Here is an 11,947-nt window from a genome sequence, read left to right on the forward strand (position 1 = left end):
GCGGAATCCTTTTCTTCCCGCCGGGCCGTACGCGTCCCCGCAAGCTCCTACGACCCCTGCTCGTCCGTCGACTTCTCCCACGCGGTGCCGCCCAGCATGTGCTGGTAGGCGGGCCGGCCGGCCCCTCCGCTGGTGCGGAACGGCCTGCCCCGGTCGTCGATCCGCTGGACGCCGCGCCGCCCGGCGCTGGACCACTCCAGCTCCAGGTACCAACTCACCTCGTGCGCACGGGCCTTCGCCTTGACGTAGAAGACCTCGGGGTCCGTCTCGCTGATCTTGTACGGGAAGTCCCGCTGCCCCGCGTGCGGTACGGGAGCGGGGCGGGCGGCATCCAGGTCGACCGAGAACGACGTGGTGTCGACGTTGCCGCCGCACGCGGAGGTGCCGTCGTACCGGTTCCAGGCGAGCGGTGCGCCGGTCCTCACGACACGCACGTGCAGCGCCTCCAGGACGACGGTCTGCTTCGACCGGCCCTGGAGCGTGAGCGCCACGAGCTGTTCGTCGGCGGGGACGGCGCCGTTGGCGGCGACCCAGCCGGGGGCGTCCTGCTCGCCGGGCGGCGGGGCGACCTTGTCCGGCGGGCTGTCGACGAGGAAGTGCGGGCCGCACGGGGTCTCGAAGACGAAGGGCCGTACGGCGGCCGAGAAGGGCACGGCACTGCGGTCGCCCCCGCCACCGCTCGTACCGTTGCCGCCCCCCTTTCCGCGCGCTCCGCCCTTGCCCTGCCCTTCCGCGGGCGGGGCGGAGGGCTTCCCGGGCCCGGAGGGGGAGGCGGGCGGCGAGGTCGCCGGACCGTCACCGTCGGTGCCGGGGCCGCCCGCGTGCCCGTCCGCCTGCGCACCGGCGCTCGCCCTCGGCCCGGCCGAGGACAGCGCGCCTGCGGCGGTTCGGCCGTCGGAACGCCCGTCCCCCGCCCTGCCGTCCAGGGCCTGCGTCACGAGCACGGCGGAGACGGCGACGGCGACGGCGAGTACCGTCCCCGCCCCGACGAACACCTTGCGCCGCCGCTTGTGCCCGGGGCCCGACGCGGCGGGGAGGTCGACGCCCGCGCCGGAACCGCCGTGGGAGGAGACCAACGGGTCGTGCCGGGAAGCGGCCTGGGCATCGGACGGAACGTGCCCACCGGGCGCGGCTCGGTCAGGGTGCCCGGCCTGCGCACCGGACGCGGCCTCCCCGGACACGGTCTGCGCACCGGACGCGCCCACGCCGCCGGTGGCGGGCCCTCCGCCGGTGGCGGGCCCGCCACCTGGACCGGCGCCGCCGCCCGGCACGACCCCGGTGCCCGGAGCGGTCCCGGCGACCGGCGCGGCCCCGTCGTCCTCTGAGCCGCCCCCGGCGCCCGGAACGACCCGGCCGCCAGCCCCGCCACCCGCCTCCGGCCGAACCCCGGGCGCGGAGCCGGTGCCCGTCACCGGCCGGGGAGCCACGGCGGCGGCCCCACCCTCCGGCAACGACTCCGGCACCGTCTCCCCCGACGCGGCTCCCGACGGCACGGGCCCCGACGCCCCGACCGCAGCCGCGCCCACCCCCGACGCCCCTGCCCCAGCCGCCCTCTTCCCCCGCCCCGCGTCCGCCAGAATCCACAGCCTGTGGACGCGCACCATCTCCTCCGGCGCGGCCCTGCACAGCCTGGCCAGCCGCTCCAGGGGGGCGAATTCCGTCGGGACGGCGTCCCCGTTGCAGTACCGGTGCAACGTCGACGTACTCATGTGCAGCCGCTTGGCCAGCACCCCGTAGCTGAGGCCCGAACGGCCCTTCAGCTCGCGCAGGAACTCCGCGAGTTCGGCCGGCTCCTCAGTCTCGGACACCGCTCCCCATCCCATCCCGGCGTTCCAGGAACACCACATCGCCGCAGGTCAAGGCCGGTACGAACGTTCCAGCGTCCCGGACTGCCCGTCAACTGTGGCCACTGGGACGGCAGCTCGTACAAGCTCTGGGCATCAAAGCACGCCGCCCCCGGCAACGGGGTGAGCGGCCCGCTCCCCGTACCTCCCTCACACCGAGAAGAGAGCCACCATGTCCGTACGCACCGCCCGCCGCACTCGCCTGTTCGCCGCAGCCTCGGTCGCCCTCGCCGCCACCCTCTCCCTGACCGCCTGCGACAACGGCGGCGGCACCAAGGACGCCGGCGCCGCCCACGCCTCCTCCCCCACCACCGGCCCGGAGTCCACCGACGACAAGCCCTCGGGCACCGCTCCGGCCCCGGACACCCAGACCGGCACCGGCACCGGCAGGGCCACCTCCGGCACGCCCGCCGGCACCAAGCCCCGCACCACCCCCAAGCACGCGGACCCGAACGCCCCCGCCCGCCGTCCCGTCTGCGACGCCTCCCGCCTCAAGGTCACCGCGCAGGTCGTCTCCCGCCCCCTCAACACGATGATCCTCACCGCCACCAACAAGGGCTCGAAGCTCTGCGACCTTTACTACGCCCCGGTCGTCCGCTTCGAGGGCGCGCAGTCCGTGCCGCCGGCCATGGAGGACACCCAGCCGCAGGCCGTGGTGAGCCTCCAGCCCGGCGAGAGCGGGTACGCCGCCGTGAAGCTCTCCTCCCCCACGGGCACCCCGGACCCCGGCCACACGGCGAAGTCCCTGTCCATCGGCTTCTACGACAAGGACCACCGCAACCTCGACGCCTTCGCCCCGGTCCGCCTCCCCGCGAAGGGCGTCTACGTCGACAGCAGCATCCGGGTCTCCTTCTGGCAGTCCGACCTGGACGACGTCAGCAGCCTCTGAGCCCTCCGCCCGCGGCGAGAACTCGCCCAGCGTCCCGGGGCCGGGACCCGCGCCCCGGCCCCGGGCCACCCGCGCCGACCGCACCCCCTCAGCGCAGCATCCCCGCCGCCTCCGTCGCCCAGTACGTCAGGATCATCTGCCCGCCGGCCCGCTTGATCCCCGTCAGGGTCTCCAGGATCGCCCGGTCCCGCTCGATCCACCCCTTCTCGGCGGCGGCCTCGACCATCGCGTACTCGCCGCTGATCTGGTACGCCGCCACCGGCACGTCCACGCTCTCGGCGACCTTCGCGAGGATGTCCAGGTACGGACCGGCGGGCTTCACCATCACCATGTCCGCCCCCTCCTCCAGGTCGAGCGCCAGCTCCCGCAGCGACTCCCGGGAGTTGGCCGGGTCCTGCTGGTACGTCTTGCGGTCACCCGTGAGCGAGGACCCGACGGCCTCCCGGAACGGCCCGTAGAACGCGCTCGAGTACTTCGCGGTGTACGCGAGGATCGACACGTCCTCCCGTCCGATCCCGTCCAACGCGTCGCGCACGACCCCGACCTGGCCGTCCATCATGCCGCTGGGGCCGACCACGTGGGCGCCCGCGTCGGCCTGCACCTGCGCCATCTCGGCGTAGCGCTCCAGCGTCGCGTCGTTGTCGACCCGCCCCCGCGCGTCCAGCACGCCGCAGTGCCCGTGGTCGGTGAACTCGTCCAGGCACAGGTCGGACATCACCACGAGGTCGTCCCCGACCTCCTCGCGCACCGCGCGCAGCGCGACCTGGAGGATGCCGTCCGGGTCGGTGCCCGCCGTGCCCGCCGCGTCCTTCTTCGCGTCCTCGGGGACGCCGAACAGCATGATCCCGGAGACGCCCGCCGCCACGGCCTCCGCCGCCGCCTTCCGCAGGGTGTCCAGCGTGTGCTGGTACACCCCGGGCATCGCGCCGATGGCCACCGGCTCGGTGATCCCCTCGCGCACGAACGCGGGCAGGATCAGGTCCGCCGGGTCCAGCCGGGTCTGGGCGACCATGCGCCGCATCGCCGGAGTGGTGCGCAACCGCCGGGGCCGAGCCCCCGGAAAAGAGCCATACACAGTCATGCGTCCACGCTACGCCCGCCGCCCGGCGTCCTTTACCGACCGCCTGTCGGCCCCCGCGCCGCCCACCGCGCCCGGAAGCACCGGGGCGCCGCCCACCCCTCTCCCGTCCCGTCCCGCCGGTGTGGTCAGCTAGGGGGTCGCCCAGGCCCCCAGCCCCCGGACATGGCCGCCCCGAAAGGACCCGCCCCGTGACGGACCCCCGCACCCCCGGCGCCTCCCGGGACCCCGAACTCGAACGCCTCCGCGGCGAGCTCCGCCACCTCCGGGCCCGCGCCCAGACCCACCCCCTCGTCTCCCAGGCCCAGGGCATCCTCCAGGAGCGCTACTCCCTGCCCGACGGCGAGTCCGCCTTCGCCCTCCTCCAGCGCGCCTCCCAGCAGCACAACGTCCGCCTGCGCCAGCTCGTCGAGGCCGTCGTCCGCACCCCCCGCCCCGATCCCCGCAGCCCCCTCTGGTTCCCGCGGCGCGCCCGGCTGCCCGCGCCGCCGCTGACCTTCCCCGCCGCCCGGGAGAACAACCGCCGCGAGGAGCCCCACCAGGCCGCCGTCCTGCGCTCCGTACTGAGCCGGGCCCTCGCCGTGCTCGACACCTCGATGGGCAACGTCCAGCTCCCCGACCGCGTCCGCGGCGGCCTGCGCCTGGAGCAGCACACCGGCCTCAGCGACGACTTCGTCGACTTCTTCGCGCACGTCGGCGACGACGGCACCGCCTGCTCCCTCGCCGCCCGCAACGTCGCCCAGGTCACCGTCCACGACGTCGAGGCCGACCCGGTCTTCGACGAGGCCTCCCGCCGGGCGGTCCTCGCCGCCGGCGCCCGCGCCGTGCACAGCCTGCCCCTCACCACCCCCGCGGGCGGCTGCGTCGGCATGGTCTCCGCACACCTCGGCCACACGATCAAGGGCGTCTCCGCCGGGCAGAGCGAGACCCTCGCCGCCCTCGGCGCCCAGGCCGGCCAGTGGCTCGCCTGGTACAACCGGACCGTCCTGCTGGACGCCCTGGAGTGCCTGCACTCCCTCGGCGCCCGCCACCGCGGCACGGCCGTCCACCGCCGCTGAGCCCCTTCCCGTACGCAGGAGATGCAGACGCCCGGGAGCAGACGCACACGAGCAGGCGTACGGAAAAGGGGCGGCCCGCGGGGAAATCCCCGCGCACCGCCCCTGCCCGAAGCACCCGACTACGTCGTGCGCCGCCTGCGCGAACCCGGCCGCCGCTCGCTCGGCCGCGCCACGTGCTCGCCGGCCTCCAGCGCCGCCGCCCGCCGGGCCGCCCCGAACTCGGCCAGCGCCTCCGCCAGCCGCAGCACCGACGGCTCCGGCGACAGCACGTCGACCCGCAGCCCGTGCTCCTCGGCGGTCTTGGCCGTGGCCGGGCCGATGCACGCGATGACGGTCACGTTGTGCGGCTTCCCCGCGATGCCGACCAGGTTGCGCACGGTGCTCGACGACGTGAAGAGCACCGCGTCGAAGCCACCGCCCTTGATCGCCTCCCGGGTGTCCGCCGGCGGCGGCGAGGCCCGCACGGTCCGGTAGGCCGTGACGTCGTCGACCTCCCACCCGAGCTCGATGAGCCCGGCGACCAGCGTCTCCGTCGCGATGTCGGCACGCGGCAGGAAGACCCGGTCGATCGGGTCGAAGACCGGGTCGTACGGCGGCCAGTCCTCCAGCAGACCGGCGGCCGACTGCTCACCACTGGGCACGAGGTCGGGCTTGACCCCGAACTCCACCAGCGAGGCCGCCGTCTGCTCGCCGACGGCCGCGACCTTGATCCCCGCGAAGGCCCGGGCGTCGAGCCCGTACTCCTCGAACTTCTCCCGCACCGCCTTCACGGCGTTCACGGACGTGAAGGCGATCCACTCGTACCGTCCGGTGACCAGGCCCTTCACCGCCCGCTCCATCTGCTGCGGGGTGCGGGGCGGCTCGACGGCGATCGTCGGGACCTCGTGCGGCACGGCGCCGTACGACCTGAGCTGGTCGGAGAGCGACGCCGCCTGCTCCTTCGTCCGCGGCACGAGCACCCGCCACCCGAAGAGCGGCTTCGACTCGAACCACGAGAGCTGCTCGCGCCGGTCGGCGGCACCGCGCTCGCCGACCACGGCTATGACGGGCTGGTGGCCCTCCGGGGAGGGCAGCACCTTGGCCTGCTTGAGCACCTGGGCGACGGTGCCGAGGGTGGCGTTCCAGGTCCGCTGACGCGTCGTGGTGCCCGCGACGGTGACCGTCATCGGGGTGTCGGGCTTGCGCCCGGCCGAGACCAGCTCACCCGCGGCGGCCGCGACCGAGTCGAGCGTCGTCGACACGACGGCGGTCGCGTCACTGGCGCCCACCTCGCTCCAGCACCGCTCGTCCGCCGTCCGCGCGTCCACGAAGCGCACGTCGACGCCCCCGGCGTCGCGCAGCGGCACCCCCGCGTAGGCGGGCACGCCGACCGCGGTGGCGACGCCGGGCACGACCTCGAAGGCGACGCCCTCGGCCGCGCACGCGAGCATCTCCTCGCCCGCGTTGCCGTCGAGCCCGGGGTCGCCGCAGACCGCACGGACCACCCGCTTGCCGCTGCGCGCAGCCTCCATGACAAGATTGACCACGACCTTGGACGACATGGGCGTCCGGATCGCAGGCGTGCCCGGAGTTACTGACGAGTCGTCAACCACGGCCAGTTGCGGCGTACTTACCCCTGCCTTGGCATGAGCGCGTACGACGTCGAGGACGGCCGGCTCGGCGATGAGCACGTCCGCGCTCGCGAGCGCCTCGACGGCGCGCAGCGTCAGCAGGCCCGGATCTCCGGGACCGGCGCCGAGGAAGGTGACGTGCCCGGGTGCAGAGAACACCGAGGACGCCGAGGATGCAGGTGTGGGGCTCAAAGTGCTCGCTCCCCCATAAGACCGGCCGCACCCTTGGCGAGCATCTCCGACGCGAGTTCGCGCCCGAGAGCCTCCGCGGCGTGGTGCGACGTGGGTACGGGACCGGTAGTGGACAGCTGCACCAGCTCGGCGCCGTCGGTCGAGCCGACGACGCCCCGCAGGCGCATTTCATTGACAATCTGCCCGTCAACCAAGAAGTCGGCCAGGGCTCCGACAGGAGCACTGCAACCGGCCTCCAGGGCGGCGAGCAGGGCACGCTCGGCCGTCACGGCGAACCGCGTGTGCGGGTCGTCGAGCTCGGCGAGCACGGCGGCGAGGCCGGCATTGGCTGCCGTGCACTCGACGGCCAGCGCCCCCTGGCCGGGGGCGGGCAGGACGATCGCGGTGTCCAGGAACTCGGACACCTCCTCGACCCTGCCGATGCGGCGCAGCCCGGCCGCGGCGAGAACCACCGCGTCCAGCTCGCCGTTCCGTACGTATCCGACCCGGGTGTCGATGTTCCCCCGGATCGGCACGGTCTCGATCCGCATCCCGTGGCTGCGGGCGTACGCGTTCAGCTGCGCCATCCGGCGCGGCGAACCGGTGCCGATCCGCGCCCCGTCGGGGAGCTGCGCGAAGGTCAGCCCGTCCCGCGCCACGAGGACGTCGCGGGGGTCCTCCCGCACCGGCACGGCGGCCAGCGCCAGCTCCGCGGGCTGCGCGGTCGGCAGGTCCTTGAGCGAGTGCACGGCGAAGTCGACCTCGCCCCGCAGCAGCGCGTCGCGCAGCGCGGTGACGAAGACGCCGGTGCCGCCGATCTGGGCGAGCTGCTCCTTCGACACGTCGCCGTAGGTGGTGATCTCCACCAGCTCCACGTCGCGGCCGGTGAGTTCCCGCACCCACGCGGCGACGTGGCCGGACTGGGCCATGGCGAGCCTGCTGCGCCGGGTCCCCAGCTTCAAGGCCGTACCGGCCTTCACGGCATCAGTCATGCCCGACCTCTCTTCGCGCTCTCGGCACCCATGGTGTCGTTCGTTTCGCCCAGCAGGGCGCTCTCGGGACTCTGCATCCCCGGCAGTTCCGGCAGACCCGGCAGGCCCTGCGGACCCTTCGGCCCGTCGGCCCGGCTGACGGCCGCGACCGTCTGCGGGTCGAGGTCGAACAGCTCGCGCAGCGCGTCCGCGTACCCGGCGCCGCCGGGCTCGCTGGCCAGCTGCTTGACCCGTACGGTCGGCGCGTGCAGCAGTTTGTCGACCACCCGCCGGACGGTCTGGGTGATCTCGGCCCGCTGCTTGGCGTCCAGCCCCGGCAGCCGGCCCTCCAGCCGCGCCACCTCGTTGGTCACCACGTCCGCGGCCATGCTGCGCAGCGCCACCACGGTCGGGGTGATCTGCGCGGCACGCTGGGCGGCGCCGAAGGCGGCCACCTCGTCGGCGACGATCTGGCGCACCCGGTCCACGTCGGCGGCCATGGGGGCGTCCGCCGAGGCGTCGGCGAGCGACTCGATGTCCACCAGGCGCACCCCGTCGAGGCGGTGCGCGGCGCCGTCGATGTCGCGCGGCATCGCCAGGTCGAGCAGCGCGAGCCGCACGGCCCGCCCGCTGTCGCCCAGCGGCCTGATCCGGGGCTGCGCCTGCGCGGCCGCCTCCCCGTTGTCGGCCCACGCGGCGTGCAGTTCGAGGGAATTGGGGTCGGCCTCGTGCCGCATCTGCGGTACGTGACCGGGCTCGGCCCCGCCGGACGCGTCCGCGGCGTCCAGACCGAGGGCCGCGGCGACATCCTCGACGGTGAGGACCAGACCCGTCGCCCCGGTGCAGGAGATCGCCACGTCGACTCGTGTCAGCTCCTGGGCCACCTCGTCCATCGGCACGGCCCTGGCGGACCCGCCCGACTGGTTGAGGGTCTCGGCCAGCCGCTCCGCGCGCGCCGCGGTGCGGTTGGCGACGACGACCTCGGCGACCCCGACCCGTACCAGGGTGGCGGCGGCCAGCGAGGACATCGACCCGGCGCCGATCACCAGGGCCCGCTTCCCGGCGGCCCAGGCGTCGACCGGCGCGCCGGCGGCGAGCTGCTCCAGCCCGAAGGTGACCAGCGACTGCCCGGCCCGGTCGATCCCGGTCTCGGAGTGCGCGCGCTTGCCGACCCGCAGCGCCTGCTGGAACAGGTCGTTGATGAGCCGGCCCACGGTGTGCAGTTCCTGGCCGAGCGCCAGCGCGTCCTTGATCTGCCCGAGGATCTGCCCCTCTCCGACGACCATCGAGTCGAGCCCGCACGCCACCGAGAACAGGTGGTGCACCGCCCTGTCCTCGTAGTGCACGTACAGATGAGGGGTCAGCTCCTCCAGCCCCACCCCGCTGTGCTGCGCCAGCAGCGTGGACAGTTCGGCGACACCCGCGTGGAACTTCTCCACGTCCGCGTACAGCTCGATGCGGTTGCACGTGGCGAGCACCGTCGCCTCGGCGGCGGGCTCCGACGCCAGCGCGTCCTGGAGCAGCTTCGCCTTCGCCTCCACCGACAGCGAGGCGCGCTCCAGCACACTGACGGGCGCGCTGCGGTGGCTCAGCCCGACGACCAGAAGACTCATGCCGGCATCACGGCGGGCACGTCGCCGTCGGGTCCCTTCCGGGGAGTGCCCTCGGCGGCCCGGGGCGGCAGCACCGACGCGGCAGCGGCGGCCGCGGCCTCCGCGTCACCGGCCTTGCGCTGCTCGTGGAACGCGAGGATCTGCAGCTCGATCGACAGGTCGACCTTGCGCACGTCGACGCCGTCCGGCACCTGGAGCACCGTCGGCGCGAAATTCAGGATCGAGGTGACCCCGGCCGCGATCAGCCGCTCGCTGACCTGCTGGGCGGCGCCCGCCGGGGTCGCGATGACGCCGATCGAGACGCCGTTGTCCTCGATGATCTTCTCCAGCTCGTCGGTGTGCTGGACGGGCATCCCGGCGACCGGCTTCCCGGCCATCGCGGGGTCCGCGTCGATCAGCGCGGCCACCCGGAAGCCGCGCGAGGCGAACCCTCCGTAGTTGGCCAGCGCCGCACCGAGATTGCCGATGCCGACGATGACGACGGGCCAGTCCTGGGTGAGCCCCAGCTCACGCGAGATCTGGTAGACGAGGTACTCGACGTCGTACCCCACGCCCCGCGTCCCGTAGGACCCGAGGTACGAGAAGTCCTTCCGCAGCTTCGCGGAGTTGACCCCCGCGGCCGCGGCCAGCTCCTCCGACGACACGGTCGGAACCGAGCGCTCGGAGAGCGCGGTAAGGGCGCGCAGATACAGCGGAAGTCGGGCGACGGTGGCCTCGGGAATGCCTCGGCTACGGGTCGCCGGTCGGTGAGTTCGGCCAGTTGCCACGGTGCTCCTGCGGGATGAGCGGGGCTGCAGGCGGCCGTATGTCCCAAGACCGCCCCGTCGGATGCAGGCTATGTCTTTGTGAACGCGTGCACAAAGATTGTGTCCGATTTGTCCAAGCAAAGTGACCGGGGTCACGCGTTCACGCCGCGTCACCCTGGAACCAGAACACGCACGGTGACGTCGCCATCGCTTCGGGGGCAAACCCGGACACTCTCCTCACAACCCAACCCCCAAGCCCACCCAAACCACCTCCGATGCTACGCCCCCTCCCCCTTCCCCCCAGCCCCCTCGGCGACGGGCCCGCCCGCTCCCGGCCCACCCGGACGCCCTCCACGCCGGCACCCGCACCGGCCGCACATCCACAGGAGGCCGAGCCCCCTCACCCCCCGAGCGCCCGCCGCAGCCTCTCCCCGTCCACCTTCCAGAACGTGTGCTGCTCCCCGTCCACCAGCACCACCGGAATCTGCTCCCAGTACTCCCGGTGCAGCTCCGCGTCCACGGAGATGTCGAGCTCCTCCCACCGCACCCCCATCCCCCCGCACACCTCTTCCACCACCACCCGCGCGTCATCGCACAGATGACACCCGGGCTTACCGATCAACGTCACCACCCGCTCACCCGACGCGGGCTCCTTCTTCTTCCGCCGCAGCAAAGGACTCATCCCTCCATTCTGACCGCCCCCGCCGACGCCCGCCCGGGCGCGCCGTAACGGACCGGACGCGGAGAGTTCACACCTCCGCAGCCCTCCCGCTCGGGAAGTTCCGAACAGAATCGCTATGCTCACGACATGGCCGCACTGGGATGGCTCACCCCCCGTAGGCGCTCCGCGACCGCACGGAGCGTGCTGGCGGGCGAGGCTGCAGCCGAAGCAGCACGCAAGACGTCACAGGAACTCGACCACCTGGAAGCGGCCCGCGCCGCCGACCCGGCAGCCCCGGAATCCGCGCAGCCGACCGAGCCCGCGTTCCCGGTCCCCGGCGACACCCAGGCCGCCGCCTTCTTCGATCTCGACAACACGGTCATGCAGGGCGCCGCGATCTTCCACTTCGGCCGCGGCCTGTACAAGCGGAAGTTCTTCGAGCGCCAGGAGCTGGCCCGCTTCGCCTGGCAGCAGGCCTGGTTCCGGCTGGCCGGCGTCGAGGACCCCGAGCACATGCAGGACGCCCGCGAGAGCGCGCTGTCCATCGTGAAGGGCCACAAGGTCTCCGAGCTGATGACCATCGGCGAGGAGATCTACGACGAGTACATGGCCGAGCGCATCTGGCCCGGCACCCGCGCCCTCGCCCAGGCCCACCTGGACGCCGGGCAGAAGGTCTGGCTGGTGACCGCCGCCCCCGTCGAGACCGCGACGATCATCGCCCGCCGCCTCGGCCTGACCGGCGCGCTGGGCACGGTCGCCGAGTCCCACGACGGCGTCTACACCGGCCGTCTGGTCGGCGAGCCCCTGCACGGCCCCGCGAAGGCGGAAGCCGTCCGCGCGCTCGCCGCCGCCGAGGGCCTGGACCTCACCCGCTGCGCCGCGTACAGCGACAGCCACAACGACATCCCGATGCTCTCGCTCGTCGGCCACCCCTACGCGATCAACCCCGACGCCAAGCTCCGCAAGTACGCCCGCGAGCGCGAGTGGCGGCTGCGCGACTACCGCACCGGACGCAAGGCCGCGAAGGTCGGCATCCCGGCCGCTGCCGGAGTCGGCGCCCTGGCCGGCGGCACCGCCGCCGCCCTCGCCCTGCACCGCCGCCGCCACTGACGGACCTCCGCCTCCGTCCCCTCCGTACCGCCTTCCCCTCCCTTTCGTACGGAGAAGGGCCGGGGCCCGCCCCCCCCCCCGGGGGCGGGGCCCCCCCCCCCCCCCGCCCCCCCCCCGGGGGGGGCCCCCCCCCCCGGCCCCCCCCCCCTCGCCCCGCCCCGCGCGCACCCCCCCCCCCGGGCCCCCCCAAACCCCC

At 74.0% G+C, this 11,947-nt stretch carries 10 protein-coding genes; 3 read left to right on the forward strand and 7 right to left on the reverse strand.

Annotated features, from left to right (window positions below; all coding sequences use genetic code 11):
• Positions 1-47: 47 nt before the first annotated feature.
• Positions 48-1,808, reverse strand: coding sequence for a helix-turn-helix domain-containing protein (locus tag ACIP93_RS09060; protein ID WP_401756969.1), 1,761 nt, complete (start codon positions 1,806-1,808; stop codon positions 48-50).
• Positions 1,809-2,016: 208 nt separating this feature from the next.
• On the opposite strand from ACIP93_RS09060, the gene ACIP93_RS09065 reads away from it, so the two are divergent.
• A complete protein-coding gene (locus tag ACIP93_RS09065) occupies positions 2,017-2,733 on the forward strand; it encodes a DUF4232 domain-containing protein (protein ID WP_401756970.1) in 717 nt (238 codons plus the stop codon).
• 88 nt (positions 2,734-2,821) lie between these two features.
• On the opposite strand, the gene hemB is transcribed toward ACIP93_RS09065, so the two are convergent.
• Positions 2,822-3,814, reverse strand: a complete 993-nt coding sequence (gene hemB, locus ACIP93_RS09070; RefSeq protein ID WP_345229111.1) for a porphobilinogen synthase — start codon at positions 3,812-3,814, stop codon at positions 2,822-2,824.
• A 188-nt stretch (positions 3,815-4,002) separates the two neighbouring features.
• On the opposite strand from hemB, the gene ACIP93_RS09075 reads away from it, so the two are divergent.
• A complete protein-coding gene (locus tag ACIP93_RS09075) occupies positions 4,003-4,869 on the forward strand; it encodes an ANTAR domain-containing protein (RefSeq protein WP_401756972.1) in 867 nt (288 codons plus the stop codon).
• 119 nt (positions 4,870-4,988) lie between these two features.
• On the opposite strand, the gene ACIP93_RS09080 is transcribed toward ACIP93_RS09075, so the two are convergent.
• The 5 genes from ACIP93_RS09080 to ACIP93_RS09100 all read right to left on the reverse strand — a co-directional run bounded on the left by ACIP93_RS09080 (position 4,989) and on the right by ACIP93_RS09100 (position 10,662).
• Complete coding sequence (locus tag ACIP93_RS09080) at positions 4,989-6,671, reverse strand: bifunctional uroporphyrinogen-III C-methyltransferase/uroporphyrinogen-III synthase (RefSeq protein WP_345229113.1); 1,683 nt, start codon at positions 6,669-6,671, stop codon at positions 4,989-4,991.
• A complete protein-coding gene (hemC, locus tag ACIP93_RS09085) occupies positions 6,668-7,642 on the reverse strand; it encodes a hydroxymethylbilane synthase (RefSeq protein ID WP_345229114.1) in 975 nt (324 codons plus the stop codon). The genes ACIP93_RS09080 and hemC overlap by 4 nt, the downstream gene beginning before the upstream one ends.
• The gene (locus ACIP93_RS09090) at positions 7,639-9,234 is read right to left on the reverse strand and encodes a glutamyl-tRNA reductase (RefSeq protein ID WP_401756975.1); all 1,596 of its coding nucleotides are present in this window, start codon (positions 9,232-9,234) and stop codon (positions 7,639-7,641) included. The genes hemC and ACIP93_RS09090 overlap by 4 nt, the downstream gene beginning before the upstream one ends.
• Positions 9,231-10,001, reverse strand: a complete 771-nt coding sequence (locus ACIP93_RS09095) for a redox-sensing transcriptional repressor Rex (RefSeq protein WP_345229116.1) — start codon at positions 9,999-10,001, stop codon at positions 9,231-9,233. Before ACIP93_RS09095 ends, ACIP93_RS09090 begins: the two co-directional genes overlap by 4 nt.
• 379 nt (positions 10,002-10,380) lie before the next feature.
• A complete protein-coding gene (locus tag ACIP93_RS09100) occupies positions 10,381-10,662 on the reverse strand; it encodes a glutaredoxin family protein (protein ID WP_345229117.1) in 282 nt (93 codons plus the stop codon).
• A 126-nt stretch (positions 10,663-10,788) separates the two neighbouring features.
• Here ACIP93_RS09100 and ACIP93_RS09105 point away from each other — a divergent pair, with 126 nt between their 5' ends.
• On the forward strand, positions 10,789-11,751 hold the full coding sequence (locus tag ACIP93_RS09105) for an HAD family hydrolase (RefSeq protein WP_401756977.1): 963 nt from the start codon (positions 10,789-10,791) through the stop codon (positions 11,749-11,751).
• Positions 11,752-11,947: the final 196 nt, after the last annotated feature.

Source organism: Streptomyces sp. NPDC088745, assembly GCF_044751045.1.
GTDB lineage: Bacteria > Actinomycetota > Actinomycetes > Streptomycetales > Streptomycetaceae > Streptomyces > Streptomyces cremeus.

Coding starts and splice junctions, on each gene's coding strand:
- hemC (WP_345229114.1), bottom strand. CDS start 7,642: ATGACTGATGCCGTGAAGGCCGGTACGGCCTTGAAGCTGGGGACCCGG.
- ACIP93_RS09100 (WP_345229117.1), bottom strand. CDS start 10,662: ATGAGTCCTTTGCTGCGGCGGAAGAAGAAGGAGCCCGCGTCGGGTGAG.
- hemB (WP_345229111.1), bottom strand. CDS start 3,814: ATGACTGTGTATGGCTCTTTTCCGGGGGCTCGGCCCCGGCGGTTGCGC.
- ACIP93_RS09065 (WP_401756970.1), top strand. CDS start 2,017: ATGTCCGTACGCACCGCCCGCCGCACTCGCCTGTTCGCCGCAGCCTCG.
- ACIP93_RS09090 (WP_401756975.1), bottom strand. CDS start 9,234: ATGAGTCTTCTGGTCGTCGGGCTGAGCCACCGCAGCGCGCCCGTCAGT.
- ACIP93_RS09105 (WP_401756977.1), top strand. CDS start 10,789: ATGGCCGCACTGGGATGGCTCACCCCCCGTAGGCGCTCCGCGACCGCA.